Origin of the sequence: Klebsiella pasteurii (assembly GCF_018139045.1) — a bacterium.
In the GTDB taxonomy this organism is placed as follows: domain Bacteria; phylum Pseudomonadota; class Gammaproteobacteria; order Enterobacterales; family Enterobacteriaceae; genus Klebsiella; species Klebsiella grimontii.
On sequence record NZ_CP073236.1, the window covers coordinates 2,933,934 to 2,959,432 of the forward strand.

Sequence of the window (25,499 nt, forward strand, 5' to 3'; positions counted from 1 at the left end):
ATTCATTACTCTTTTGATTCAGATAGCGGAAGTTTGCGGCATCAGCGGGTCCGAAGAGGACTTACTGGAACGCAACAAGAAGATGGAGATAAAGGTGGTGCAGAACACCAGCAGTCCCATAATCAGATAGGACTGGGCGAAGCCGTATTTCTCATAGCTATAGCCAGCCAGCGGCGACAGCACCGTCGCGATAACCGAGCTGGTGCAGGCAAAGCCCACCAGATACAGCGTTGAGGAGAGACGCTTGTCGAAGTTCAGGCTGTTGTATTTAAAGATGGAGACCAGCAGCACCGGCAGCTCGACCGCGTGCAGCAGTTTAGTAATGGAGATAAGCAGCGGCCCTTCCACCAGCCCGGACGCCACCATACGCATCGCCATCACCATCCCGGCGAAGATCAGACCATTTTTCGCGCCAATACGGTTAACCAGCCACGGCGCGCAGAACATACCGGCAGCTTCAAGGAACACCTGGAACGAGTTCAGGTAGCCGTACATCTCGTTGCCTTCCTGTAAGGTCGGGAACTGGGAAGAGAAGTAGACCGGAAACTGCTGATCGTAAACGCCGTAGATACAGGTGCCGATGACGAAGAATACCAGCGCCCAAAAGCGCGGCAGGGTCAGCAGACGCAGAGCGTCCTCCAGCGTCACTTTACCGCCCGATACCGCCTCCTGCATGGCGTGCGGCGCGGAAGAGACCCGCAGTCGCGCCAGTAGTATAAAAAAGACCAGTCCGGAGCAGCTGGCCACCGCGAAGTTTAAATGCGGATTAATATTAAACAGCAAACCGGCGAAGAACGTCGCCACCGCCCAGCCCAGCGAGCCCCACATCCGCGCTTTGCCGAATTCAAACTGGCTCTGGCGCGCGACGCGCTCGGTATAGGACTCCAGTACGCCGATACCGCCGTTGAAGGTCAGTCCGATATAAATCCCGCCGAAGATGCTGCCGAGCAACACGTTAATTTTGAGCAGATAGCCAAACAGCATATAGGCCGGGCCGGAGAGGATCAGCAGAACGGTAATGTACCAGAGCAGATTTTTACGCAGGCCGAGTTTGTCCTGAATAAAGCCGTAACACACCTGCGCGAAAAGCGCCGAGACGGAAAGCACCGAGAAGATAATCCCGGTATCCCCCGGTTTAAGGCCCACTTCCTGGTGCAGCCAGATCGAGAGCAGCGAACCTGAAGAGGACCAGGTCACGAAAAAGAAAAACAGTAACGCGCTGAGTAACGGATAGCTTTGTGAGGGGTGCGCTTTCATCATGACATTCTCATGTAGGAGTAATGCTGATATGGTAACGTTAACAAAAAACGAATCTCATGTCATTTTGCTGAGATTCATGATGTTAATCACAAAAGTTAACGTTAACACAATGAGAGTGGGATCGCGATCAAATATTCCTCGTCTGCATCGGCATCGGGTGTACGATAGAATATCGCATGATCCTTTTACATCAGTAACTTAGTAAAACCCGTTGCCGACGGCATGGGTGGAGCACTTAATATGGCATCTCTGAAAGATGTGGCAAAGCTGGCGAATGTGTCGCTGATGACGGTCTCCCGAGCGCTAAACAGCCCGGAAAGACTCAAGCCGGAGACCCTGGCTCGGGTCCAGGCGGCTATCGAAGAGACCAACTATGTCCCCGACCTGTCGGCGAAGAAAATTCGCGGCGCCCACGCGACGCCAAACACCATCGGGGTGCTGGCGCTGGATACCGTCACTACGCCGTTCTCGGTGGAGATTACGCTCTCCATCGAAGAGACCGCGCGGGCGCACGGCTGGAACAGCTTCGTGGTCAACATGTTCTCTGACGATAGCCCGGAAACCATTGTCGACCTGCTGCTCTCCCACCGTCCGGACGGGATTATCTATACCACGATGGGCCTGCGCCAGGTGCCGCTGCCGGCCAAGCTGTTAACCCTCCCCTGCGTGCTGGCCAACTGCGAAAGCCTGCACGATCCGGTGGCCAGCTATATCCCGGACGACGAACAGGGCCAGTATACGGCGGTGCAGGCTCTGCTGGCCGCGGGCTACCGCCGTCCGCTGTGCCTGCATCTCCCGGTGAATCATCTGGCGACCGTCCGCCGCCGTCAGGGGCTGGAACGCGCCTGCCGGGAAGCGGGGATTGACCCGGATACGCTCCATCACAGCTATATGGCCTATGGTGATGAGCACTATCGCGATATTCCCGCTGTCGTGCTGGCGCATATTCAGCAACCCACGCTGCCGTTCGACTCGGTGATTTGCGGCAACGACCGCATCGCGTTTATGGTCTATCAGACGCTACTGGCGCAGGGGCTGCGCATTCCGCAGGATGTGGCTGTGGTGGGTTACGACAATATGGTGGGGATCGGCGATCTGTTTTTTCCGCCGCTCTCAACGGTACAGCTCCCGCACTATGATATTGGGCGCCTGAGCGCCCTGCACATTATTAACGGCGACAGCCATCGGGAGACGGTACGGGTTGCCAGCCCGTGGCTGCCGCGCGAGTCGTTATAGTTAATTGCCGATATTGCGCAGCTTCTCGCCGGACATCAGCTTGCGTTCAATATGCTCAAGGGTGACGTTTTTGGTTTCTGGGATCAGCCAGAACGTCACGCCGATAAAAGCGACGTTCAGCGCGGTATATAACCAGAAGGTTCCCGCCGCGCCGATCGCGTCCAGCAGCGTCAGGAAGGTCGCGCCGATAATCATGTTTGACACCCAGTTGGTGGTGGTTGAGCAGGTGATACCGAAATCGCGACACTTCAGCGGCTGAATTTCCGAACACAGGATCCACACCACCGGCGCGGCGCTCATCGCATAGCCGGCGATACACATCATGGTCATCCCCACCGACAACCAGGAGAGACCGCTGGAGGCGGTGCCGTTATCAAACTGCATCAGGCAGTAGCCCAGCACCAGCGTGCCGATGGCCATCACGCTAAAGCCGATTTTCAGCGCCGGTTTACGCCCGGCCTTATCGACGGTAAAGACGGCGATAAAGGTGGCGAACATAAAGGTCAGGCCAACCACCAGGGTCGCCACCATCTGCTGCTCGGTAGTGGTGAAGCCGGCCATTTTGAAGATGCGCGGCGCGTAGTACATGATGATATTCATCCCGGTAAACTGCTGCATCGCCTGCAACAACATACCGAGGAACACCGCCCGCCGCACGTTGCGGTTGACCTTAAACAGCGCCCAGCCCCCCTGCTTCAGCTTGAGACTTTCGCGGATCTCATTCAGCTCGTCGCGGGCTTTTTCAGACGTGTCGCGCAGCATCCGCAGCACCTCTTCCGCCTCCACGTGACGCCCTTTTTCCGCCAGCCAGCGCGGGCTATTCGGCAGGAAGATCACCAGAATAATCAGCACCAGCGCCGGCAGAGCCAGTACGCCAAGCATCGCTCGCCAGTTGCCGCTGTAGCTGAACGCGGTATCGGAGAGAAACGCCATCACGATCCCCAACGTTACCATCAGCTGATACATGCTGATCATCTTGCCGCGCACGTTTTCGCTCGCCATTTCCGACAGATACAGCGGCGCGGTATAAGAGGCAATCCCCACCGCGACCCCGAGAACGATCCTCGCCGCCAGCAACATTTCGACGCTGGCGGCAAAAGCGGAGCCCACGGAACCGGCCACGAACAGCACTGCGCCCACCATCAGGCTGTATTTGCGCCCAAGGCGAAAAGAGAGCCAGCCGTTAAATAACGCGCCGATGGCAGCCCCCAGCATCATGCTGCTCACCACCCACTCCTGCAGGCGGCTGGATAAAACAAAATGATCGGTAATAAAGGGCAGCGCCCCGGCGATTACGCCGATATCAAGGCCAAACAGCAATCCTGCCACCGCGGCGGCAACCGAGACAAACTGATTCATGCGCCGGGTATCGCGCAGCGTACGCGGCATAGTTGTAGAGTCGTGACTGATTGAGGTCATTTTTTTCCCGCCAGACGAAGTAAGACATACGATGAAACTACGGGATCGGCGGCGCAAGGTGTCAGGCGTGACAAGCCAAAGATATGGATTAAGTTGCTACAGGCAATGGTTTTGTGATGGACATTCAACTTTCGAAAGAACAGAAAATAAGCATTTCAACTTCACCGACCCTTGTTAAACATAGATACTCTGCTGAGAAACAAGTAAACCATATGGACTATTTCAATTTCATCATATGGACAATTGTTATTCAGCCATAAAAAAACCCTGCCGAAGCAGGGTTCCATTTTGCGCTGATAACGCGGCAAATATTAGCGCGCCAGCCAGCCGCCATCCACCGCCACGGTGTAGCCGTTGATGTAGTCAGAAGCGCTGGAAGCCAGGAAGACCACCGGCCCCATCAGGTCGCTTGGCAGGCCCCAGCGTCCCGCCGGGATACGGTCGAGGATCTCGCTGCTGCGCTGTTCGTCGGCGCGCAGCTGCTGGGTATTGTTGGTCGCCATATAGCCCGGCGCCAGCGCATTGACGTTGATGCCGTGCTTGGCCCACTCGTTCGCCAGCAGACGGGTCACGCCCATCACCGCGCTTTTTGACGCCGTGTAGGACGGTACGCGGATCCCGCCCTGGAAAGAGAGCATCGAGGCGATATTGATAATCTTGCCGCCGGTACCCTGAGCGATAAAGTGTTTCGCCGCCGCCTGAGACATAAAGAACACGCTCTTAATATTCAGGTTCATCACGTCGTCCCAGTTTTTCTCGCTGAATTCAATCGCGTCTTCGCGACGGATCAGACCGGCATTGTTAACCAAAATATCGATATGACCGAACTCCGCTACCGCACGCTCCAGCAGTTGTGGAATGCCGTCAATCTGGCGCAGATCGGCGGTCAGGCTGAGAAAACGACGGCCCAGCGCCGTAACGCGCTCAATGGTTTCCGTCGGTTCAACAATATTGATACCCACGATATCGCAGCCGGCTTCCGCGAGGCCAACCGCCATACCCTGGCCCAGACCCGTATCACAGCCGCTGACCACGGCTACTTTGCCCTGCAGGGAGAATGCGTCGAGAATCATACTTGGTTCCTTAATCTTTCAGAGCCTGTGTAGGTACAGGCAAGGTTCTGATAGTCCAGCCTGCTGCTTGTGCAGACCCTTATGGTTTGAAGAACTCTCAGGGATTGACCCTTCTAAAAATAAAACAGAGTTCCGTTTTACTGTGAGCACATCTTATCCCCGGCTAAAGTCATTTTCAATTATTATTAAAACATCGTTTCAATTTTAAGACTGCTAAATGTTAAAAATGCAAAACAGATCACGAAGCGCCGGAGAATTGATCCGGAAATATTTATTTAATTCTTTAAAATACAGCTAGTTAAAATGAACTTTAAAAAAAGACCAGGGATCGAAAAAAATCGACAAGAAAACAAAGACCGCCGGGATACCTGCCGCACGTAAAGCAAAAAAACGCGATCTGCAGCAAGAAGTTGTTGCGAATTGCGTCCGCCATCACAAATAATGAAACGATGTTTTGATAAATTAACACCCATCTTTTAAATCTACTTCCACTGGCCGGTCAACGCAGGCGGGCGACATCTCAGGAAGGAAAAGGAGTACATCATGGCTAAAGGCATGCGGGTTAAACTGAATTATGACGTCAGCCGCGATCCGGACACCGGCGCGGAGATCACCCGTTTAACCCCACCAGAAGTGACCTGTCATCGTAACTATTTCTATCAGAAGTGTTTTTTTAACGATGGCAGCCATTTGCTGTTCGCCGGCGAGTTCGACGGTAACTGGAACTACTATCTGCTGGACCTCGCAAAAGCCGAGGCGGTGCAGCTAACGGAAGGCGCTGGTGATAACACATTTGGCGGTTTCCTTTCCCCGGATGATAAATCCCTTTATTACGTGAAGAACGACCGGACGCTGCTGGAAGTTAACCTCACGACGCTGCAAGAGCGCGAAGTTTATCGCGTTGCCGATGACTGGGTTGGCTACGGCACCTGGGTGGCCAACAGCGATTGCACCAAACTGGTTGGCATTGAGATTGCCAAAAGCGACTGGACGCCGCTTAACGACTGGCAGATTTTCCACGATTTCTTTCACAAAGGCCCCCGCTGCCGCCTGCTGCGCGTCGACCTGCAAACCGGCGAAAGCAGCGTGATCCACGAAGAGAAGAAATGGCTAGGCCATCCGATTTATCGTCCGTTCGATGACAATACCGTCGCCTTCTGCCATGAAGGCCCGCACGACCTGGTCGATGCGCGGATGTGGATGGTGAATGAAGACGGCAGCAACGTACGTAAAGTTAAAGCGCATGCGGAAGGCGAAAGCTGCACTCACGAATTCTGGGTTCCGAACGGCTCCGCGCTGGTGTACGTCTCTTATCTGAAGGGCCAGCAGGGTCGAACAATTTATAGTTTCAACCCGGATACCGGCGTCAATGAAGCAGTGATGCAGATGCCTGCCTGCTCGCATCTGATGAGTAACTTTGACGGCACGATGCTGGTTGGCGATGGCTCCGGCACCCCGGTGGACGTCAAAGACACCAGCGGCTACACCATTGATAACGACCCGTATCTGTACGCTTTCGATGTCGCGAAGCAGGCCTATTTCCGCGTCGCGCGGCACGATACCTCCTGGGCAACGGTGGCCAATAGTCGCCAGGTGACCCACCCGCACCCGTCCTTTACGCCGGACGATAGCGCCATTTTGTTCAGCTCCGATAAAGACGGCAAACCTGCCGTTTATATCGCGAAGCTGCCGCCGCAGCCTGAGATGCTGAAGGCATAGCGTTAGCCACTGTTTGAGTTAGTGTTTCTGTAACTGGCCTTGCCCTCCTTTCGGAGGGCTTTTTTATGCCCGACGTTTGCCCCGGATTGCGCTGCGCTTATCCGGGCTACATGACGTGCAGCTGGGGCGCGCTGCGCCGCCTCCGGGAAGAGGGATTCATACCAACAGAAAACCCCGGCTGACCGCTCCGGGGTAAACGATGAAGACATTTTTTAATTTAGAACGAGTAGGCGACACCTACGCGGAAGCGGGTCTGGCGGTCGCTGCGATCGTTGACGCCGACGTTGCCGAGCTCGCCGTACGGCGCCCAGTTTTTATCCAGCTTATAGGCAACCTTGAGGTTGTACTCCTGCGAGTACGGTTTGTTGTCGTTGCGCTTAACTCCTTCGCTACTGCGCGCGTAAACGTAGTTCAGCTCCGTACGCCAGTCGCCGAAGACGTAACCGGCCCACGCATCGCCACGGTTAACTTTGTCATCGTCTTTCCCTGCATTCGCCGGGTAGCGGGTATAGTCATAACGATAGCGGGCAGCAACGTAGAAGCCATTATCAAAGCTGTACTGCACGCGCAGGTTTGGCTTGTAGATCGAGCGGCTATCGTTACTTTCAATATTGAACCCCGGCGTAACCGAGAAGTTCTTGTCCGCTTTCCACTGCCAGCTAATGCTCTCTTCATGACCATTGCCGACGAAATCGGAATAAGGCTGGCTGGTGTTCTCGCCGCCCGATTTCCACTTCGCCTCAACGGAGAAGCCGAAGCCGTTAGCGAAACGGTGGGAGACGGAAACGCGGTCGGCGTTACTCTTATCCGTTTTCCCGCCATCAATGAATTCGTGACGTAAATCTACCGTGACAGCTGAAGCCGCGAAGGACATGCCACAGAGTGCAGCAAGGGCCAGAGATCTTGCGAACATAAATTACCCCTCATAATTAAAATATCGTTTCGTTTTTATAAAACCGTATTTTATTTTTTAGGCAATAATGTTTTAGTGATCGCGATCGTAAATATTTGTTTCAAAAAAGGTGGCACAAAAAGACGTGACAACGCTCACCAAAATCGCGCGTCAAAAAGGAGTTTTTTGGAGGGAAACGCCTGGTGGGAAGAAAAAAAAAGCCTCCACAGGGAGGCTCAGTTAACGCATATTAGAAAAGACTTATTAACGTTCCACCGCCAGCGCCACGCCCTGACCGCCGCCGATACACAGCGTGGCAAGCCCTTTACGGGCGTCGCGTTTGATCATTTCATGCACCAGGGAAACCAGGATCCGGCAGCCGGAAGCGCCGATCGGATGGCCCAGCGCAATAGCGCCGCCGTTGACGTTCACCCGCCGCTCGTCCCATTCCAGCACCCTACCCACCGAAATGGCCTGGGCGGCAAAGGCTTCGTTGGCTTCAATCAGATCGACTTCATCCAGCTTCCAGCCCGCTCGCTCAAGGCAGCGGCGGGTAGCATGGACCGGGGCGATGCCCATTAGCGCCGGATCGACGCCAACGCTGGCAAAGGCGCGGATCCGCGCCAGTATCGGCAGCCCCAGCGCCTCGGCTTTAGTCTCGCTCATCATCATCACCGCCGCCGCGCCGTCGTTAATGCTCGACGCGTTGCCCGCGGTGACCGAGCCCTGCTGGTCAAAAGTCGGCAGCAGACTGGCCAGCGCTTCAGCGCTGGGGTCAACGCGCGGCTGCTCATCGGTATCCACCAGCCGCGGAATACCGTTGAGTTCGCTGGTCACCGGAACGATTTCATCGCGAAAGCGGCCGGAGTCAATCGCTCGCCGCGCTTTGTGCTGCGAGCTAAGCGCCCACGCGTCCTGCAATTCACGGCTAATACCGTACTCGCGCGCCAGGTTCTCCGCCGTCACGCCCATATGGTAGTCATTAAACGCATCCCACAGGCCATCATGGACCAGGCTGTCGATAAGCTGGCTGTTACCCAGCTGCGCGCCGGTCCGGCTATCGGTCAGCACATGCGGGGCGCGGCTCATATTCTCCTGCCCTCCGGCGATCACCACGTCCGCTTCGCCGCACTGAATCGCCTGGGTTGCCAGGTGCAGTGCCTTCAGCCCGGAACCGCAGACGTCGTTGATGGTAATGGCAGAAACAGTATTAGGCAGCCCGCCACGTATCGCCGACTGACGTGCCGGATTCTGTCCGGTTCCTGCCGTCAGAACCTGGCCGAGGATCACCTCATCAATACTCTGCGGATCGACGCCGCTGCGCTCCACTAACGCCTTTACCACAACGCTGCCCAGCTCCACCGCAGAATGACGCGATAGCGTGCCCTGAAAACAGCCGATTGGCGTTCGCAACGCGCCGACGATTACGACATCTTTCATCCTCTACCTCTGCTCCGCCTCTGCGCAAAGAAACAGCATCATAGTAGTGAATTGTTATCAAAAAATTTCGCAATTGTTTAAAAAAAGTGAGGGAAATCACAAAGATCGTCGACGATGGCATAAATGGCCCCTATTTGCGCCCATGCCCCTGCAGATGCTGACGCAACCAGCTTCCGGCTTCGCCCGGCGGCGCTTTTTTATTCCACAGCAAATCGGTAGAGATCATCCGCGGCCAGCCGGCAATATCCAGCGCCACCAGGCTTCCGCTCCCGGCAAACTCCTCCACCAGCGCGCTGGGTAAAATACACCACCCCAGCCCCTGAGCCGCCATGCTGAACAGCAGCAGATAGTTTGGCGCCGACCAGACCAGACCGCGCGCCGGTTCCGCCGAATTGTCCAGATAGGTGCTCAGGCGCAGCTCGCGCCAGCTGAACAGCTCGTCACGGGTGACTCTCCCCTGGGCCGCCAGCGGATGCCGGGGCGCCACGAAGATAGCCATTTCGGTTTGCATCGGCAGGCGGATACTGCCTATCTCTGTCGGATAGCTGTCCCTGGCCTCAATCAGCCCCACCTGCGCCCGCTCTTTTTGCAGCAGATCGATAACATCGTCATCTTCGCCAATCAGGCACTCAAATTCGGTATGCGGAAAACGGCGATCGAACTGCGCCAGCAGATCTTCAAGCACATCGGGATGCAGCGTATCGGAGAGCACAAAGGTCAGGCGCGCTTCGGTGTTGCCAGACAGCGAAATGGCCAGTTCATCCAGCCTGTCGCTGGCCGCCAGAATCGCTTTCACATAACTCAACACCTGTTCGCCCTGCGGCGTCAGCGTCGGTTGCCTGGAGGTGCGATCGAACAGCGTGACGCCAAGATCGGCCTCCAGATTGGCGATTGCGGTACTGATGGTGGACTGGCTTTTACGCAGCCGCCGCGCCGCGCCAGAGAACGAACCGCAGGCCACGGATTCGACAAAAGCGGTTAAAGCTTCGGGAGAATAGCGCATGAACTATCTACTTTATCGATGGATACTATCTTTTGTTTATCATATTTATCCATAAAATGCCGGGTAATTTCTTATAAAGTCCGGAGGCAACAAGCCATGCAACAAGTTAACGCCCAGCGCAAAACGCTGACGGAACGGGTCATTCACGCTATCAGCTTTGAAGGTCTGGCGACGCTGATCCTCGCCCCGACCGCCGCATGGCTAATGCAGCGTTCGGTAGTCGAAATGGGCGGGCTCAGTATCCTGCTCGCGACGCTGGCGATGGTCTGGAACATTATCTATAACGCCCTGTTTGACCGCCTGTGGCCGGTTTCCCGTGTCGTCCGCAACCTGCGGGTCCGCGCGCTGCACGCGATCGGCTTTGAGTCAGGCTTTATTCTTATTGGCGTCACCATGGTCGCGCTGGTGCTGGGCGTCTCGCTGATGCAGGCGTTTATGCTGGAAATCGGCTTCATGCTGTTCTTCCTGCCCTACACCATGGCCTTCAACTGGGCCTGGGATACGCTGCGCGAGCGCGTGATGAAGGTTCGCCTGCAGCGAATCGCCGCTCGCCGCTCATCCTGCACGGATCGCCCGATCGATTGACGGGCGCTCCGCCGCTTCACTTATTAGCCAGAAACTATCGCCGCAGCCCATTCATAAATGTGATAAATTGCACTCCTTTTTGTTCGTTTTCTGGTTGATAAAGTCGCATAATGTCTAAAATTTGGTCTAAAGAAGAAACTCTCTGGAGTTTCGCCTTATATGGCACTGCTGTAGGCGCTGGCACGTTATTCTTGCCGATCCAACTGGGATCCGCGGGCGCCATTGTTCTTTTCATCACCGCGCTGGTCGCCTGGCCGTTGACCTACTGGCCGCATAAAGCGCTGAGCCAGTTTATTCTCTCCGCCAACATCGCCCCGGGCGAGGGGATTACCGGCGCCGTTAACCACTACTACGGTAAAAAGATCGGCAACCTGATTACCGGCCTCTATTTCCTCGCCTTTTTCGTGGTCGTGCTGATCTACGCGGTCGCCATTACTAACTCGCTCGCGGAGCAGCTATCCCGACATGTCCCCATCACCTCCCAGGTACGGGCGCTGCTCAGCCTGGCCGTTGTGCTGGTGCTGAATCTGATCTTTTTAATGGGCCGCCACGTCACCATTAAGGTGATGGGCTTTTTAGTCTTCCCGCTGATCGCCTGTTTCCTGTTCCTCTCCATCTATTTAATGGGTAGCTGGCAGCCGGCTTACCTGACCAGCCAGATGCAGCTGACCCCGCACACGTTCCACCAAATCTGGATCTCCATTCCCGTGATGGTTTTCGCTTTTAGCCATACGCCAATCATCTCGACTTTTGCTATCGATCAGCAGGAAAAATACGGCGAGCTGGCCATGGGTAAATGCAAAAAAATCATGAAGGTGGCCTACACCCTCATCTGCGCCAGCGTGCTGTTTTTCGTCTTCAGCTGCCTGCTGTCGATACCAGCGGGCTATATCGAAACCGCGCGCAATCAAGGGGTCACCATTCTTTCCGCCCTGTCGATGATGCCGGGGTCACCGGCGTGGCTGGCGGTCACCGGGATTATTGTGGCGGTGGTGGCGATGTCGAAATCGTTCCTGGGTACCTATTTTGGCGTGATTGAAGGGGCCAGCGAAATCGTCAAAACGTCTCTCGCTCAGGCGGGTATTCGCAAGAGCCGCGCGTTCAACCGGGCGATGTCGATCCTGCTGGTATCGACGCTGACCTTCGTGGTGTGCTTTATCAATCCCAACGCTATTTCAATGATTTACGCCATTAGCGGCCCGCTTATTGCGATGATCCTGTTCATCATGCCGACCCTCTCCACGTACCTTATTCCGGCGCTGAAGCCCTACCGCTCGGTGGGTAACTTCATTACCCTGGTTGTCGGTTTGCTCTGCGTATCAGTGATGTTTTTTAGCTGATCCTTGCTCTGCGGCGAGTTTCTTGCTCGCCGCACGTTCTGCCAACATTCTCATCCCCCCAATCTCCCTGACGGACATACACTGATCCTTTGCATACCATTAGAGCAGGGGTTTATATGTCCAGCGTAAAATTATCCGGTACCGCGACGTTAGGCGATCGTCAGGTTTATCGTCTGGGATACGGGGCGATGCAGCTTGCGGGGCCCGGCGTCTTTGGGCCGCCAAAAGATCCGCAAACCGCTATCCGCGTACTGCAGGAAGCGGTCGAGTCGGGCGTCAATCATATCGATACCTCCGATTTTTATGGCCCGCACGTCACGAATCAGCTCATTCGCCAGGCGCTACATCCCTATTCCGACGATCTGTGCATCGTGACCAAAGTCAGCGCTCGCCGCGATGAAAAAGGCAACTGGCTCCCCGCGATGTCTCCCGCGGAGCTCACTCAGGCGGTGGAAGATAATCTGCGCAATCTGGGTCTCGACGTGCTTGAGGTGGTGAATCTGCGCAGTATGCTCGGCACTCACGGTCCGGTAGAAGGTTCGCTGGAGGAGCCCTTAACCACCCTGCTGGAGCTTAAAGAACGCGGGTTGATTCGCCATATCGGGCTGAGCAACGTTACCGCCAGACAGGTGAGCGATGCGCAAAAAATGACGCCCATCGTCTGCGTTCAGAACCAGTACAACGTGGCGAACCGTCAGGATGACCCGCTTATCGACGAACTGGCGGCGCAGCATATCGCCTGGGTGCCCTTTTTCCCGCTCGGCGGCTTTACGCCGCTACAGGCCCGGGAGCTTAACGATGTCGCCGCTTCGCTGGACGCGACCCCGATGCAGGTGGCGCTGGCATGGCTGCTTCAGCGCTCGCCGAATATTCTGCTCATTCCGGGTACCTCTTCGCTAGCGCATCTGCATGAAAATCTCGCCGCCGCGCAATTAACGCTTCCGCCTGAAGCGCTAACCATTCTCGATAATCTGGAACCCCACGCCTGATTTCAGGCTTCTGCGGATGAATATTCGCAGAAGCCTTCATCTCAATATTTGCCTGGAATTACCTTAACGCCGCTGGCACTATACATCCTACAAATTAGGGGTTATCTGCTTTATTCTCTTACGGATAACCCTATGCAAAGCATAGCTTTATACTTTTCCGACTGGCCTCCTAATTGGAGGCTTCTGTCGTTTTTGTCTCACCAAAAATTTCGGAGTCTTGATTACAGGAAAAACAATATCTCATTCAAAGTTTATACAAATCAATTTAGCTGCAAAGATAGCTAACAACATCAAACGCTCATAAAAACATCTGGTTAACACAATCAGAATGTTTGCATTGCTATATAAAAAATCAACCACACACAATAACAATTTACAAGGATTGCACATGACAGAGGGAACGATAAAGACCAGTAAGTATGAAATCATTGCTATTTTCAGGGAAGAGCTCCGAAAGCAGGCGGAGATAGAAGTTTTTGTTAATAACAAAAGCACTATTACCCAGCTAACGCGGGTGGATTTTGCCGAGTTTCATATCTTAACCACCAGCAAAATCCCCACCGGGCATAAAGTTAAATTTATTCTGCATAGCGATTCAGGAAAAATCGAGTTTTGCTCCACGCTAAAGAAAAGCTACGCCAGCGGCGAAGGAAAATGCCACAAGGTCGCTTTTACCTTGCCGGAATGTATCCAGGTGGTACAACGTCGGCGCGATCCCCGATTCCGTTTGCGCCACGAGCACGAATTCTTCTGTCACGGTCGGCATAAAAATGGAGAAAATTATCTATTCGAAATCAAAGACATTTCGGATGGCGGTTGTGCGCTGATGACCAAGAGTCCCAATCTGAAATTCCTCAGCCATAACGCCATCCTTAAGAACGCCATACTGGCCCTCGCTGAATATGGCGAAGTTACCGTAGATTTAGTTATAAAAAACGTTGTCATGGTGACTTTAGATGATAACGAAAAGTCGGATAGCTACTACCAAATTTCTTGCCAGTTCAAATTTCGTCATCTTGATAACAAGAAGAGAATAGAGAAAGTGCTGCTCGACTTGATTATGGAAGCCAAGAGAAAAAAGAGAGTCTGAACCATTGGACAGTATATTGCTTTACACCGATGATAATATCATCGGACAATCAGTTCATGATTACTTGATCGATCACGCCACGGACATCACGACCCTGAACTTTCAGGATATCGTGAAAGGAGTCTGCGCTTCCCCGACAGCGACCGTTATTATCAATATCATCCATAAAGATATCTCAGCGGCCACAACGGTTGACTTACTGAACACTTTGCGCAATCGCCTCGCGCATTGCGCCATGCTGGTTCTGATAGTCAAAAGCGAGCTCTCCAGCCTGTACCGGGAACTGCTTGATCTGGAAAACCTATTGATTCTTACAGAAAAATCCTCTTTGTCAGCGTACTCAGCCATCCTCAGCAGGCCCTTAACCGCCGAGGGCTGCCAGGGTCTATGTACCCGCAGAAAGCTCACCGCCAGGGAGCTTCAGGTGCTGGAGTTAATTATTGCCTGCAATAACAATAAAAGGATAGCGGTGCTTCTCGACATTGATCATAAAACGGTTCACAGTCATAAGGTACATATTATGAAAAAACTAGGAATGAATAGTTCGCGGATAATGAACAAAAGCATAGTCAATATGTATCAGTGTTGAAACTAAAAATATGTGGGTGACCAATCAAAAGCCGATAATTTATTGGCAACAAGCCATTAATAATCATTCCCATCGGCAGAAAGGTCACCTATAATATCCACCTCTCTTTACCTCTGACCTTATTTTGACGAGAGATAATGAACGCGACTCTTTTTTCTGATCATAATTTATCACGTAGCGATATATCCGTTCGTTATGTCTTTCAAAAAATGTTTTCCCCAGAAGGTACGCTCGTCGCCGTGGAGTGCCTGAGCCGCTTTGACCGCATGTCCATATCGCCGGAATACTTCTTTCGCTACGCCAATACCGGATTACGTGAAAGCATTTTTATGGAACAGCTGGCGCTCATTGAAAAACATAAACAGTGGTTTAAGCAAAATGGCATCTCGGCGACGATCAACGTTGATGACCATATACTTAACGTATTGCTACGTCCGGAGATTAAAGCGCTCGTCAACCATATCGGCTGCGTCCATTTTGAAGTTACCGAGAACTCAAATAAATTATTAAATAAGGCGCTCGCTACCTGGAGCAACCCGCAAAGCACCACGCTCTGGCTCGATGATTTCGGTTCTGGCAACGCCGGTATTAGCGCCATTCGCGACTATCATTTCGATTATGTCAAAATCGATAAAGACTTCTTCTGGCTTTTAATGCAAAAAGATTCCGGCCGGCCGTTAATGGATGCACTGGTCACCTTCCTTACCCGCAATCACCATAATGTGATTATTGAAGGCGTAGAAAGCGAAGCGCATAAGGCGTGGTTACAGGGAATGGAGTGGTTTGCTATTCAGGGACACTACTGGAAGGAAGTCAGCATTGAACAGCTGGTCAAAGAAGATCTCACCGTTTAAATAAATGCCGGATGATTCCGGCATCAATTGTAACATTTGCGCAAGGCCATCAACCCTTCAATTGTAAACAAGTTCCCAGGTCGCCCAGCTGGTCAACGGACCGCTGGTTGCTTTTTCCGGCGCTGGCGTAACGTAGCCAATGTAATAGGTAAATACGCCGCCATCCACCGCTTTTTCTACCAGCGGTACCCGGTTTTGTAAGGGGTCGGCGGGAACAATTTTATTGCTTCTATCCAGCGTATTATTGTCATTGGTCGACAGCGCGAGGAAAATATGGCTGGCGCCGTCCGCCCGCGTATTCCTCAGATAACCAGCATTCTCATTGCTGACCGCATTGACCGTAAATCCGTCAACCCAGCGCACGTTAACCAGGCGGATCTCGTTTTTATCCGCCGCGCCGCCGTCGTGCCGCAGCTGGCAGTTCGACAGCTCCAGCGTGAAGGGCTGCGGTTTCATAAATGCCCCGGCGCCGCGCTCGTGGACTTCCGCCAGGCTGACCGGCGCCAGCCAGACGCTGCCGCTCCCGGCGTTGTTGCCGCCGTTTAGGGCCACGCTGCATGAAATATCGGTGACCCGTCCGGCAAAATCCACCCGTCCCCGATCGTAGTTGGTCTCAAAAGCCGACGCCGGTGAGGCAATCAGCATCCCGCTTATCAGGGCCAGCTGAATGAGTCGTTTGCTATTTTTCAATTGTGCTGAATCACGCATACCCGCCTCCCGAATTAATCGTACGTCAGGTTAAAGATCATGTGCGACTCCACCTCACCGGTACTGGTGGTCGGCGCATATTGATAGAAACGCGCGTGCAGAGGCAGGGTGATGTATCGCGTTTCTTGCGTGCGCAGCGTACCCACGCTGTATTTCTTGTTGAATTCCAGCGGTACGCCCTCTTTGAGGACCTGGATACCAATCCCTTTCGCCAGCGAGGAGCCGGATTTTTCGTTCAGCAGCGCGCCCCGGCTCACCGTGGTGCCAGTGGCCAACGTGCCGGAGAAAGAGGTCTGGATATTGGCGTATCCCGACTCGCTTAGCCCGCCGCTGCACTGCAGCTCAATATTAAAATCCTTCCCGCCCGCGGTGGTGCCGACGCCATTGAGATCGCTGCGCTTGATGGTGCCGACATCGACGTTCATGTTTTTGCCGCTCAGGATGGTACATGAGGGCGATACCACGGTGATGGCGTTGGCGCTCAGACGGGTTTCGAGGATCGGGTTATTGCCGTTCTCCCAGTCATAAGAGGTGTACTTACCTGCCGCCAGGGTACCGCTGCCGGTCACGCTCGCGGTTTTAATCACCTCCAGCGTAAAGCGGGAACCCTCCAGCGAATAGTTTGTGGTCCTGCTAACGTAGCTGGAGAAAGTGTCAGGATAGATGATATTGACCGTCGCCCCGCCGCGGCTAAACCGCAGGCCGATACCTGGCACGTTGGTGGAATAAATTTTATTGCCCAGATCGGTCGCCCCGGGGGCGACGATTTTGGCCACAAAGCGGTTAGTGCCGCTGCTACAGCTATAGCTGGCCCCGCCCGGCGCCGACATTGTCCAGTCGCGGGAAACGATCACCGACCCTACCGGCAGATCCGGTGGAACCACCACCCGGCCCACTACCATGTCGAGGCTTACCGTCGGCTGCGACAGGCGCGTACAGTACGCCCACGCCGACGTAGTCCCCATCGCCATTAAGCCAATAAAAAGCGTCAGTTTTTTCATTAGCGACATAGCGTTTCCTTTGTTTTTTCCTGACTTAATTCCACCGAGCACTGTCCGCCGCTCCACTTAACCGTGGCCTTCGGCGCGCTGGCGTCGCTGATAAACATCATGCTGCCCTGCCCCACCACGCCGATCTCTTTCCCGGAAGGGGTGTAAATTGTCGCGGCGAACGGTAGCGGCAGGCCGTTTGCCTGGCGCGCCCGCAGAGTGATGTTGTTCTGCAGCGTGGTATCGAAGGAGACCTTGACCACGCTACCTTCCCACGGCACAACCTGCGCCACGGTACTGCCGAAGGCGACATCGTCGTTGCTGCCTTTCGGGTCAATCTCAACGGCGTTAATCCGGTAAGGCCGCAGATACGGCAGAATGGCGTAGCCGTTGCTATCGATACGGGTCCCCGGCGAACCGGGCAACATCGCGCCCGCGGCATCTTTCGCTTCGATCAGCGCCATAGTGGTGCCGGTTTCCGGCGAGAATACGACGCCGTGCTGATGCGCGATTAGCGTCCCGCTGGCGCCCACGCCGCTCTGGCGATAGCCTTCGCCCTGGCTATAGCTGCCGTTCAGCGTCGTCCACGGGGTACGGTAACTGCCGTTCAGCGCCACATCGTGCTGGCCGCCAGTGGCGGTGGTCGTCGACACGCCGTAGTTAAGGTTGTTTTCGCTATCCAGCGAACCGTTGACGCCAATCTGCGAGCTGGCGAAACGCGAATTGTTAAACGCGGTATTCGATGTCAGGTTAGCGGTGCGGTTTTCACCGAACCACAGCGGGTAGCTAAAGTTGAGAGAAACGCGATCGTCGCGGCGGTGGCCGGAACTATCCGGGGTATAGACGCGCTGGGCGCTGACCGACCACGAGAGCCGACCGTACATGTTGTTGTAACTAAACTGATACTGCTTTTCCGTCCCCGAACGGTTCCAGTAATCCGCTACCCGACCGCTCAGGTAAAAGCCGCCCCAGCCGTCCGGCAGGTTCTGGTTGACGGTAAACGTCATGCCGTTTTTCTGCCGCCATACGGTGTAGTTGCTGCTGTAGTTCTTCTCCTGATCGACGGCGTACAGAGCGTCGTTCAGGTTGTAGTAGCCTTTGGTGGAGTAGCGATACGCCGCCAGCACGATGCTGGTCTGGGTTTCGGTAAACATGCGGTTAAAGGTGGCGCGATAGCTCTGGCCGTGCTCGTCGAGGGTCTCGCTCTTCAGCCGCGAATGGGTAACGTCGAATGACAGCGCGCCGATGCCGGTGTTCATCCCGGTCCCCAGCAGGAACGCCTGATAGTCATCAAATCCGGTGACGCCGGTATAGCCGGTGAACAGGTTATTGATACCGTGCTGCCAGGTTCCCTGGTAGAGCATCGGTTTATTACGCAGCGAACTATCGTCGACTTTACCGGCAGAGAGCGCATAGCGGGTCATCCCTGGACGCAGCAGCTGCGCCACCGAGGCGTAAGGCACGCTGAATACCTCGACCGAGCCATCGGCCTCTTTAACCGACACTTCAAGGTCGCTACCGTAGCCGGAAGGATATACATCCTGCAGGGTAAACGGCCCCGGCGGCACCGTGGTCTGATAGATAATATTGCTGCCCTGGCGCACCGTCACCAGGGCGTTGCTTTGCGCCACGCCGCGAATTTCAGGGGCGTAGGAGCGCATGCCGTCCGGGAACATATTGTCATCGGTCGCCAGATTGATCCCGCGCAGGCCGATGGTGTCAAAGAACTCGCCGTTGGTAAAAATCTGCCCGCCGCTGACTATCGAATTAATCTGCGGGATAGGCCGCTGCAGGTAGGTCTGGTTGCTGTTCCAGTGCGCTTTCCCCTGCTGCTGCTGCCAGTTCAGGTTACCGATATGCTTGAGCAACCAGCCATCCCACGACAGACCCGCGTTAACGCCAAGATACGCGCTACTGTTATCGGAGCCGTTGGCCGAGGAGATATGGCTGTTCCAGGCGTTGGCCATCCAGCCTAAATTCAGCGCCGCAACGCCTTTATCCCAGAATTCCGGGCTGACAAAGTTTTTCAGGCGCTGATCTTCGTAGATTTGCGGTACGGCAATATCCAGTCTCAGGGAGGACTGAATCAGCGTGTCTTTGACGTTGGCCTCGTTGCGCCACTCCTGTAGGCGTCCGCAGAAGCCCTCTTTTTCGCTGAGCTGCGGGTTAAACTTTTCCGGCGAGATCCCATATTGCATCAGCATCGCTTTGGTGTAGCAGATGCCCATTTTGCCATCTTTATCGGCGGTGATTTTCAGATCGTAGCGCCCTTTCCACTCGCCGTTGGTATACACATCAAGGGAATAGACGCCTTCGCTAATCGCGCTGGTCGAGAAACGCGACAGGTCGACCTTTTCGCGACTGCCGACGATAAAACCATCGTTAAATTGATAGATCGTTCCCGGGTTTTCCTGTCCGCTGGAAAATGGCGGAAAGCAGCACAGCGCAACCGCGATAGCCGTGCTTAATCTTCCCGGGCAGATTGACCTCTGCTTCATGATCGTTTCCCTTATTTGACGGTAACTTTCACTGCGACATCTGCGCCATAATCATTAATGTTGTTAACGGTCAGGATCTCGCCTTTGCTCACTGCGGAAGAGAGGGCGATGGTCTGGCTGGACTGTGGGGCAAACATGACCGTTTTGCTGTTGAGCGCTTTGCCGCCGTTACGGGAGATACGGCTTACGGTGATATAAAAGGGCGTCGGGTTACTGACGGACAGGCTGTTGCCGTTAGCGGAGAGCGCTAATTTCTCTGCCGCGGCGTCGCGATTGCCTAATCCGCTGGGACGATAGATAAACTTAAAGCGCGAACGAATCGCCAGCTGCAGAATATTTTGCCCTTCATTCTTCTGGCTGGCCTCAACCGGCGGTATTTCCAGCAGGTTCAGCCACCACAGCGTCTCTTTATCTTTAGCGAGACCCGCGCTGCTGCCGAGCTTAATACGCAGAGTCTGACCGCTTTTCGCATCTACGCGGGAAATAGGCGGCGTGATAATAAATGGCGTCGTAATGGTATCCGGCGTCGCGTCGGCATTACCGTTGTCCAGCCAGGCTTGCGCCAGCGCTGGACGGTCGGCGGTGTTAGAGAGCTGCACCGTTATTTCTTTTTCATTTCCTGGATAAATAAAGCGGGTGCCGTTGACAATAATATTATTGGCGTGGGCCGCAAAACTAAAAATGAAACAGAAAAAAAGGGCAATACGCTTCATGCTGACCTCAGAATAAAAAAATAAGCGGCAGCAGTGGCCGCTTTATTATTGTTGTATACCCTAAATAATTCGAATGACGGGTATAAACCGCCCCGGCGCGAGGCGGCCTTTATCTCTCAGTCGATATTACTGGTAGGTAATTTCGTAAGTCGCATAGCTGTTAACCACACCGGTGGTAACAGTCGTCGGGGTGCTGGTCGCGTAGCCGACGTAGTAAGTGAAGCGTGCGCCATCCTGAACGGCAGATGCGTCGCCGACCGCTTTAGGCTGAGTGCTATCGCCCGGGATGATTTTTTTGGTCAGCGCGGTAGCATTGTCGGTAGAAAGAACCAGCTGGATATTCTTCGCGCCAGCGGCTTCAGTGTTAGCCAGGTAGCCCTGCTGTTTAGCCGTTGCGCCAGCCAGCAGGTTACCGCCGGTCCAGTTCACGCCCAGTTTGCTCACATCGTCCTGTTTAGTACCATCAGCAGCCTGGCAGTCAGAAACATCGATGGTGAAAGATTTCGGTTTCAGATAAGTATCCGCCGCGGCAGCTTTAACTTCAGTTAAAGTAACCGGAGACAGATATACGTTCGCATCGCTGCCCTGGCCGTTTACGGAAACAGTACAAGATACGTCGGTAACTTTACCGAAGAAATTAACCTGACCGCCGCCTACATTGGTATCAGCAGCATTTGCAGCCATACCAAAAAACGCAGTCGCCATTGCAGCAGAGAGAAGAACCTTTTTCATTGCCATTTCCTTGTCAGAGTGAATTAAGTATCAATGAGCAAACAGTTAATTCGCACAAAAGTCAGAAGCGATTTGCGATGCTCACTTGTGCAACTGTTAATAGAAACTTCGACTGACCGGAGGCCGCAATATTTAAGGCGTCAGGAACGAATTCAATGAAAGAATTCGTCGAGGCTGTCGGCGTCAAAGAATGCTATTTTTCGCTGACAAATATACATATGTTCACGAGCTGTTAATCAATGTAACAGATAGCTCACAACTATTAATTGTGGGGGATTGATAGCAAGAAACGAAACCATTGTTATTTACATTGAACAGGGAAAAGCGATATGGAATTAACAAAACAGCAACCTATCTTGTCATAGAAGGCTATTTCTCCACATAGAGAACACTCTTAATTAATCATCCACGACGATCTTTCCGCCAGCTGAAAATGCAGATGCAACGCGCGCCATCCTGCCGGCGTAATCGTCACTTCGCGAAATCCCGCGGTGGTGGTAAACCAGCCTTTCTGCAGACCGTGCTGCAGCAGCGCCGCCCCAGCCGCCCCGCCAAGGTGAAGGCGGCGTTCGCTCCAGTCCAGACAACCGCAGCACGCTTTACGCCGCGAGGTGCGTTTCACCGTCACCCCCAGGCGGGTAAAGTGCGCTTCCCCGGCGGGCGTCAGGGCCGCGCCGTCAGGCGCTATCCACGCTTCGCGCAGCATAAAATCATATAGCGATACCGCCACTTCTCCGGCCAGATGATCGTAACAGGTACGCGCAACGCGCAAATTTACCGGCGTGCTGGTTGAGAGCGTCACCGCGCGCTTGCCGGCCATGGCCATCATATTCTCCAGCAAACCGGCGACATCGCTACCGGCGAGACGGTAGTAGCGATGGCGGCCCTGGGCAAGGCAAATCAATAAATCGCTGTTGATCAGGCGGCTAAGATGCGCGCTGGCGGTCGAGGGGGAAATATCCGCCACGGCGGAAAGCTCGGTGGCCGTCCACGCCCGGCCATCCATTAAGGCGCAAAGGATCTTTAGCCGCGAGGCATCGGCCATCGCCGATGCCACTACCGCCATCGCCTCGGCCAGCGACTCGTCGTCTTCAATCAGTTCAACAGGTTTTAACATAGCGCCTCGCTTATTTTCCCCACGGCAAAACGTAACCCTATTACAGGGGATCGGAATGTGAAGAACGGTATTCGCGCAGCACCTGAGCCACTCGAATGTGATAACAGGCGAAAATGCTCTCCCGCCCCTCTTTCTGCGCAGCCTGATGGCAAAGGTTGCGTTTCCATGCCAGCACCGCGTCCTCATCCCGCCACCAGGAGAGTGACAGAATTTTCCCCGCCGTGCTCAAACTTTGAAAACGCTCAATGGCGATAAAGCCGTCAATGTCGTTCAGCAGCGGCTTCAGTTCCGCCGCCAGCGCCAGGTAACGTTCCTGGCTCGCCGGAGTGACCTCGGCTTCAAAGAGTACTGCAATCATTTCGTCGTCCTCACGCAATCAGTATGAGAGCCACAGTAGCTTTTCACCCGAGCCCAATGCTTCGTTAACGAGCGAAATATGGCCGCCTTTTTGCTCAAAAAACACCCATCGCATTCACAAAAACAATGATTAATAAGCCGAAGCAGGAAAATTGCGCTTCTGGTCAGATTATTTTCCGTGACCAAAAATACGATTCACGACAACCCATCCTTTTGTTTTTATTGAAAATAAAAAGTTAAAATTTGCACACCCGTCATCATATCGTCATAAAAATGTGATCTAAATCGCACTTTTTGCAACGCGCGTTATAGTTAGCAGACTTATTATAAGTCCATCGAAAGCAAACACGCTTTCCACCATAAAAGTTAAAAGGATAAACACCATGAAAAACGTAAAATTACTTGCCGCTGCCGGTATGCTGTCTCTGGTCTCTTTCGCTAGCTTCGCTCAGCCTGTTAGCGTAACCGCAGATACGCTGGACAACGCCGAAGCCAAAATCGCCGCCATTGCTAAAGACCAGGGCGAGTCTTACCACATTACCGAAGCGTATACCGGTAATCAGGTGCATATGACCGCCGAGCTGTCTAAATAACCGAATGGTTGCAGAGGGAGCTGCCGGACAGGTCGCCTGACGGCGGCTGGTCTGGCTCCCGCCACATAATAAGCACGCAGCAATGTCGAGCCCCTTAATGGGGCTTTTTTGTTGCTGGCGAACAGTGAACCCACAGCCCGGGCTGTGGGTTCACTGCCGTCTGCAGTCCGATAGCCCGGACAGATGCGCAGCATCGCCTCCGGGATGTTATCGGCCCGCGACGGCGCTCTTATTCGATAACGCACGCTGAATCGACAGCACGCTGAACAGCACAATCACCAGCCCCACCAGCGCCATTCCCTCAATTTTTTGTCCAAGGAAGATCCAGCCTAACAGCACCGCCGTCACCGGACTCAGCAGGCTCATCGCCGACACAGCCACTGGAGACAGGCGGCCGATGCCGCGAAACCACAGGCCATATGCCAGCATCGCCCCGGCAACGCACAGCCAGAGATAACCCGCCGCCTGAGTCAGCGTCACCTGATGCAGCGGCGGATCGACCAGAAACGCCATCGGCGCCAGTACGATACCGCCAATCAGCAGCTGCCAGCCGGTCAGCGCGATGACCGGCAAAGCGATCGCCCAGCGCCGCGATAACCAGGTTCCCAACGCCATACTCATCGCCCCCAGAAACGCGGCGGCGATCCCCAGCGGTTCGAGGGTGGTTTGCGGCGACAGCAGCAGCATCGCCATTCCCGCGATGCCCATCAATGCCGAGAGTACCGCCAGCCAGGGCGATCGCTGACGATCGACGCACCAGGCCAGCAGCATCACCAGCAGCGGTTGAATGGCGCCAATCACCGCCGCCAGACCGCCCGGCAGCCGATAGGCGGCAATAAACAGCAGCGCCTGAAACGCGCCGATATTCAGGATCCCGGTGACGATCAGCTTCCACCACTCGGCGCGCAGCGGGAAACGGCGGCTCCAGATCAGCAGAGCGATCCCGGCCGGCAGAACCCGCAGCAACGCAGCGATAAACGGCCGATCGGGCGGCAGGAACTGCGAGGTCACAATATAGGTGCTGCCCCAGATGGCGGGCGCCAGCGCGGTCAGCAGTAAATCAACGATCACATTACGCGAAACAAAGGCCATGATTTTATCTTCATATCAAGGTAAATTGTGGCCTAAGTATGTACCGACAATTATCTTGATATCAAGACAAGTGAGCATGAATGGACAAATCACCGCAGACCGACGCCGTGGATCGCATTCTTGAACAGTGGAAACAGGAGCGCCCCGATCTCGATTGCAGCCCGATGGGGCCGATCGGCCGCCTGAAACGCTGCACGATGCTGCTGGAGCCGCGCATCGAAGCGGCCTTTGTGCGCCACGATCTGGTGCGCTGGGAGTTTGATATGCTGGCGACGTTACGCCGGGCGGGCGAGCCGTTCATGCTGTCGCCCACCCAGCTCTTTTCAACGTTAATGATCACCTCCGGCACCATGACTCATCGCCTGAAGGCGCTGGAAAAACGGGGGTTTATTTGCCGTCTACCAAACCCGGAAGATGCCCGCAGTATGCTGGTGGCGCTAACGCCAGAGGGACGAGAGCTCATCGATAAGGCGGTGGAAAGCCACGTGGAGAATGAGCGGCAACTGCTGAGCGGGCTTTCCGCAGCGCAGCGCCTGCAGTTGGATGAAGCGCTGACGGTTTTTATGCGCCTGCTGGAAAAAGAGTAATACCACTTTGCTTTGACAGGGTGCTCATACTGCTGCCGGAGCATCTTTGATGAAGCATCACCGTTATTTCCCCGGAGGCGATGCTGAGCATCTGTCCGAGCTGCGCTCACCCCTTTCCGAGCGGAAACGGGCGATCCTGCACAACCGTCTTCATCACCAGCGTAGAGCGCAGGTGCTGCACGCCCGGCATCGCCGAGAGCTTGTCATCATACAGTTTCTGGAACGCCGGGAGATCGCGCGTCACCACGTGCATCAGGTAGTCCGGATCGCCAAACAGGCGCTGTGCCAGCACGATCTGGGGGATCTCTTCTACCGCGTCCTCAAACGCGCTCACCGCTTTCTTATCACCCTCTTTTAACGTCGCGAAGACAATCGCCAGGAAGTTGAAGCCCATTTTGGCCGGATCAAGATTGGCCCGGTAGCCGGTAATGACGCCTTCCTGCTCCAGCGTCCGCAGCCGTCGATGACAGGGAGAAAGGCTGAGATTCACCCGCTCGGCTAGCTCGGTTATCGACAGTCGTCCATCGGACTGGAGTTCAGCAAGAATTTTTCTATCAATGCTATCCATTTGGAATATTTTCCCTCAGAAGACCGCTTAAGAGCATAACATTGAAAGCTCATTGC

At 54.4% G+C, this 25,499-nt stretch carries 25 protein-coding genes; 10 read left to right on the forward strand and 15 right to left on the reverse strand.

Annotation, left to right across the window (positions count from 1 at the left end; translation table 11 throughout):
- Positions 1–18: 18 nt before the first annotated feature.
- Positions 19–1,260, reverse strand: coding sequence for an MFS transporter (locus tag KCG39_RS13720; protein WP_004124655.1), 1,242 nt, complete (start codon positions 1,258–1,260; stop codon positions 19–21).
- A 240-nt stretch (positions 1,261–1,500) separates the two neighbouring features.
- Here KCG39_RS13720 and KCG39_RS13725 point away from each other — a divergent pair, with 240 nt between their 5' ends.
- Complete coding sequence (locus KCG39_RS13725) at positions 1,501–2,496, forward strand: LacI family DNA-binding transcriptional regulator (protein ID WP_004124657.1); 996 nt, start codon at positions 1,501–1,503, stop codon at positions 2,494–2,496.
- On the opposite strand, the gene araE is transcribed toward KCG39_RS13725, so the two are convergent.
- A complete protein-coding gene (gene araE / locus KCG39_RS13730) occupies positions 2,497–3,915 on the reverse strand; it encodes an arabinose-proton symporter AraE (protein ID WP_004124659.1) in 1,419 nt (472 codons plus the stop codon).
- A gap of 311 nt (positions 3,916–4,226) precedes the next feature.
- Positions 4,227–4,988, reverse strand: coding sequence for a 2-dehydro-3-deoxy-D-gluconate 5-dehydrogenase KduD (gene kduD / locus KCG39_RS13735; protein ID WP_004124661.1), 762 nt, complete (start codon positions 4,986–4,988; stop codon positions 4,227–4,229).
- Positions 4,989–5,531: 543 nt separating this feature from the next.
- On the opposite strand from kduD, the gene KCG39_RS13740 reads away from it, so the two are divergent.
- Positions 5,532–6,707 (forward strand): oligogalacturonate lyase family protein, encoded by a 1,176-nt coding sequence (locus KCG39_RS13740; protein ID WP_004124664.1) that lies wholly within the window; start codon positions 5,532–5,534, stop codon positions 6,705–6,707.
- A 217-nt stretch (positions 6,708–6,924) separates the two neighbouring features.
- Here KCG39_RS13740 and KCG39_RS13745 read toward each other — a convergent pair whose 3' ends face one another.
- The 3 genes from KCG39_RS13745 to KCG39_RS13755 all read right to left on the reverse strand — a co-directional run bounded on the left by KCG39_RS13745 (position 6,925) and on the right by KCG39_RS13755 (position 10,042).
- Positions 6,925–7,620: a porin gene (locus tag KCG39_RS13745; RefSeq protein WP_004124666.1), complete on the reverse strand. Its 696-nt coding sequence runs from the start codon at positions 7,618–7,620 to the stop codon at positions 6,925–6,927.
- A gap of 243 nt (positions 7,621–7,863) precedes the next feature.
- Entirely contained in the window at positions 7,864–9,039 is a 1,176-nt protein-coding gene (locus tag KCG39_RS13750) for an acetyl-CoA C-acetyltransferase (RefSeq protein ID WP_004124670.1), read from the reverse strand.
- Between the two features lie 130 nt (positions 9,040–9,169).
- Positions 9,170–10,042 (reverse strand): LysR family transcriptional regulator, encoded by an 873-nt coding sequence (locus KCG39_RS13755; RefSeq protein WP_004124673.1) that lies wholly within the window; start codon positions 10,040–10,042, stop codon positions 9,170–9,172.
- 96 nt (positions 10,043–10,138) lie between these two features.
- Here KCG39_RS13755 and KCG39_RS13760 point away from each other — a divergent pair, with 96 nt between their 5' ends.
- From KCG39_RS13760 to mrkJ, 6 genes are all read left to right on the forward strand, one after another.
- Complete coding sequence (locus KCG39_RS13760) at positions 10,139–10,627, forward strand: multidrug/biocide efflux PACE transporter (RefSeq protein WP_004124676.1); 489 nt, start codon at positions 10,139–10,141, stop codon at positions 10,625–10,627.
- Between the two features lie 110 nt (positions 10,628–10,737).
- Complete coding sequence (locus KCG39_RS13765) at positions 10,738–11,967, forward strand: amino acid permease (RefSeq protein WP_004124679.1); 1,230 nt, start codon at positions 10,738–10,740, stop codon at positions 11,965–11,967.
- Positions 11,968–12,083: 116 nt separating this feature from the next.
- A complete protein-coding gene (locus tag KCG39_RS13770) occupies positions 12,084–12,956 on the forward strand; it encodes an aldo/keto reductase family oxidoreductase (protein ID WP_004124682.1) in 873 nt (290 codons plus the stop codon).
- 388 nt (positions 12,957–13,344) lie between these two features.
- Positions 13,345–14,046 (forward strand): flagellar brake protein, encoded by a 702-nt coding sequence (locus tag KCG39_RS13775; RefSeq protein ID WP_004124685.1) that lies wholly within the window; start codon positions 13,345–13,347, stop codon positions 14,044–14,046.
- A 4-nt stretch (positions 14,047–14,050) separates the two neighbouring features.
- Entirely contained in the window at positions 14,051–14,635 is a 585-nt protein-coding gene (locus KCG39_RS13780) for a helix-turn-helix transcriptional regulator (RefSeq protein WP_004124688.1), read from the forward strand.
- Positions 14,636–14,772: 137 nt separating this feature from the next.
- A complete protein-coding gene (gene mrkJ, locus KCG39_RS13785; RefSeq protein ID WP_004124691.1) occupies positions 14,773–15,489 on the forward strand; it encodes a cyclic-di-GMP phosphodiesterase MrkJ in 717 nt (238 codons plus the stop codon).
- Positions 15,490–15,546: 57 nt separating this feature from the next.
- Here mrkJ and KCG39_RS13790 read toward each other — a convergent pair whose 3' ends face one another.
- From KCG39_RS13790 to KCG39_RS13820, 7 genes are all read right to left on the reverse strand, one after another.
- Entirely contained in the window at positions 15,547–16,197 is a 651-nt protein-coding gene (locus KCG39_RS13790; RefSeq protein WP_142468466.1) for a fimbrial protein, read from the reverse strand.
- Between the two features lie 14 nt (positions 16,198–16,211).
- On the reverse strand, positions 16,212–17,207 hold the full coding sequence (locus tag KCG39_RS13795) for a fimbrial protein (RefSeq protein WP_004124708.1): 996 nt from the start codon (positions 17,205–17,207) through the stop codon (positions 16,212–16,214).
- Positions 17,198–19,684 (reverse strand): fimbria/pilus outer membrane usher protein, encoded by a 2,487-nt coding sequence (locus tag KCG39_RS13800; RefSeq protein ID WP_004124712.1) that lies wholly within the window; start codon positions 19,682–19,684, stop codon positions 17,198–17,200. Before KCG39_RS13800 ends, KCG39_RS13795 begins: the two co-directional genes overlap by 10 nt.
- An 11-nt stretch (positions 19,685–19,695) precedes the next feature.
- Positions 19,696–20,397: a fimbrial biogenesis chaperone gene (locus KCG39_RS13805; RefSeq protein WP_004124715.1), complete on the reverse strand. Its 702-nt coding sequence runs from the start codon at positions 20,395–20,397 to the stop codon at positions 19,696–19,698.
- Positions 20,398–20,523: 126 nt separating this feature from the next.
- Positions 20,524–21,129 carry a type 3 fimbria major subunit MrkA gene (mrkA, locus tag KCG39_RS13810; RefSeq protein ID WP_004124717.1) on the reverse strand — a complete coding sequence of 202 codons (606 nt, stop codon included), beginning with the start codon at positions 21,127–21,129 and terminating at the stop codon, positions 20,524–20,526.
- A 394-nt stretch (positions 21,130–21,523) separates the two neighbouring features.
- Positions 21,524–22,246, reverse strand: a complete 723-nt coding sequence (locus KCG39_RS13815) for an ArsR/SmtB family transcription factor (RefSeq protein WP_142468467.1) — start codon at positions 22,244–22,246, stop codon at positions 21,524–21,526.
- Positions 22,247–22,286: 40 nt separating this feature from the next.
- A complete protein-coding gene (locus tag KCG39_RS13820; RefSeq protein ID WP_004124723.1) occupies positions 22,287–22,604 on the reverse strand; it encodes an antibiotic biosynthesis monooxygenase family protein in 318 nt (105 codons plus the stop codon).
- Between the two features lie 382 nt (positions 22,605–22,986).
- Here KCG39_RS13820 and KCG39_RS13825 point away from each other — a divergent pair, with 382 nt between their 5' ends.
- Positions 22,987–23,196, forward strand: a complete 210-nt coding sequence (locus KCG39_RS13825) for a YdgH/BhsA/McbA-like domain containing protein (RefSeq protein WP_004105360.1) — start codon at positions 22,987–22,989, stop codon at positions 23,194–23,196.
- A 207-nt stretch (positions 23,197–23,403) separates the two neighbouring features.
- Here KCG39_RS13825 and KCG39_RS13830 read toward each other — a convergent pair whose 3' ends face one another.
- On the reverse strand, positions 23,404–24,288 hold the full coding sequence (locus KCG39_RS13830) for an EamA family transporter (protein ID WP_004124726.1): 885 nt from the start codon (positions 24,286–24,288) through the stop codon (positions 23,404–23,406).
- Between the two features lie 80 nt (positions 24,289–24,368).
- Here KCG39_RS13830 and KCG39_RS13835 point away from each other — a divergent pair, with 80 nt between their 5' ends.
- Entirely contained in the window at positions 24,369–24,875 is a 507-nt protein-coding gene (locus KCG39_RS13835; RefSeq protein WP_004124735.1) for a MarR family winged helix-turn-helix transcriptional regulator, read from the forward strand.
- Positions 24,876–24,981: 106 nt separating this feature from the next.
- Here KCG39_RS13835 and KCG39_RS13840 read toward each other — a convergent pair whose 3' ends face one another.
- Entirely contained in the window at positions 24,982–25,443 is a 462-nt protein-coding gene (locus KCG39_RS13840; protein ID WP_004124737.1) for an Lrp/AsnC family transcriptional regulator, read from the reverse strand.
- Positions 25,444–25,499: the final 56 nt, after the last annotated feature.

Excerpts from the sequence above, each read along its gene's own strand:
- KCG39_RS13720 (WP_004124655.1), bottom strand. The coding sequence starts at position 1,260 with ATGATGAAAGCGCACCCCTCACAAAGCTATCCGTTACTCAGCGCGTTA.
- KCG39_RS13725 (WP_004124657.1), top strand. The coding sequence starts at position 1,501 with ATGGCATCTCTGAAAGATGTGGCAAAGCTGGCGAATGTGTCGCTGATG.
- araE (WP_004124659.1), bottom strand. The coding sequence starts at position 3,915 with ATGACCTCAATCAGTCACGACTCTACAACTATGCCGCGTACGCTGCGC.
- kduD (WP_004124661.1), bottom strand. The coding sequence starts at position 4,988 with ATGATTCTCGACGCATTCTCCCTGCAGGGCAAAGTAGCCGTGGTCAGC.
- KCG39_RS13740 (WP_004124664.1), top strand. The coding sequence starts at position 5,532 with ATGGCTAAAGGCATGCGGGTTAAACTGAATTATGACGTCAGCCGCGAT.
- KCG39_RS13745 (WP_004124666.1), bottom strand. The coding sequence starts at position 7,620 with ATGTTCGCAAGATCTCTGGCCCTTGCTGCACTCTGTGGCATGTCCTTC.
- KCG39_RS13750 (WP_004124670.1), bottom strand. The coding sequence starts at position 9,039 with ATGAAAGATGTCGTAATCGTCGGCGCGTTGCGAACGCCAATCGGCTGT.
- KCG39_RS13755 (WP_004124673.1), bottom strand. The coding sequence starts at position 10,042 with ATGCGCTATTCTCCCGAAGCTTTAACCGCTTTTGTCGAATCCGTGGCC.
- KCG39_RS13760 (WP_004124676.1), top strand. The coding sequence starts at position 10,139 with ATGCAACAAGTTAACGCCCAGCGCAAAACGCTGACGGAACGGGTCATT.
- KCG39_RS13765 (WP_004124679.1), top strand. The coding sequence starts at position 10,738 with ATGTCTAAAATTTGGTCTAAAGAAGAAACTCTCTGGAGTTTCGCCTTA.
- KCG39_RS13770 (WP_004124682.1), top strand. The coding sequence starts at position 12,084 with ATGTCCAGCGTAAAATTATCCGGTACCGCGACGTTAGGCGATCGTCAG.
- KCG39_RS13775 (WP_004124685.1), top strand. The coding sequence starts at position 13,345 with ATGACAGAGGGAACGATAAAGACCAGTAAGTATGAAATCATTGCTATT.
- mrkJ (WP_004124691.1), top strand. The coding sequence starts at position 14,773 with ATGAACGCGACTCTTTTTTCTGATCATAATTTATCACGTAGCGATATA.
- KCG39_RS13790 (WP_142468466.1), bottom strand. The coding sequence starts at position 16,197 with ATGCGTGATTCAGCACAATTGAAAAATAGCAAACGACTCATTCAGCTG.
- KCG39_RS13795 (WP_004124708.1), bottom strand. The coding sequence starts at position 17,207 with ATGTCGCTAATGAAAAAACTGACGCTTTTTATTGGCTTAATGGCGATG.
- KCG39_RS13800 (WP_004124712.1), bottom strand. The coding sequence starts at position 19,684 with ATGAAGCAGAGGTCAATCTGCCCGGGAAGATTAAGCACGGCTATCGCG.
- KCG39_RS13805 (WP_004124715.1), bottom strand. The coding sequence starts at position 20,397 with ATGAAGCGTATTGCCCTTTTTTTCTGTTTCATTTTTAGTTTTGCGGCC.
- mrkA (WP_004124717.1), bottom strand. The coding sequence starts at position 21,129 with ATGAAAAAGGTTCTTCTCTCTGCTGCAATGGCGACTGCGTTTTTTGGT.
- KCG39_RS13815 (WP_142468467.1), bottom strand. The coding sequence starts at position 22,246 with ATGTTAAAACCTGTTGAACTGATTGAAGACGACGAGTCGCTGGCCGAG.
- KCG39_RS13820 (WP_004124723.1), bottom strand. The coding sequence starts at position 22,604 with ATGATTGCAGTACTCTTTGAAGCCGAGGTCACTCCGGCGAGCCAGGAA.
- KCG39_RS13825 (WP_004105360.1), top strand. The coding sequence starts at position 22,987 with ATGAAAAACGTAAAATTACTTGCCGCTGCCGGTATGCTGTCTCTGGTC.
- KCG39_RS13830 (WP_004124726.1), bottom strand. The coding sequence starts at position 24,288 with ATGGCCTTTGTTTCGCGTAATGTGATCGTTGATTTACTGCTGACCGCG.
- KCG39_RS13835 (WP_004124735.1), top strand. The coding sequence starts at position 24,369 with ATGGACAAATCACCGCAGACCGACGCCGTGGATCGCATTCTTGAACAG.
- KCG39_RS13840 (WP_004124737.1), bottom strand. The coding sequence starts at position 25,443 with ATGGATAGCATTGATAGAAAAATTCTTGCTGAACTCCAGTCCGATGGA.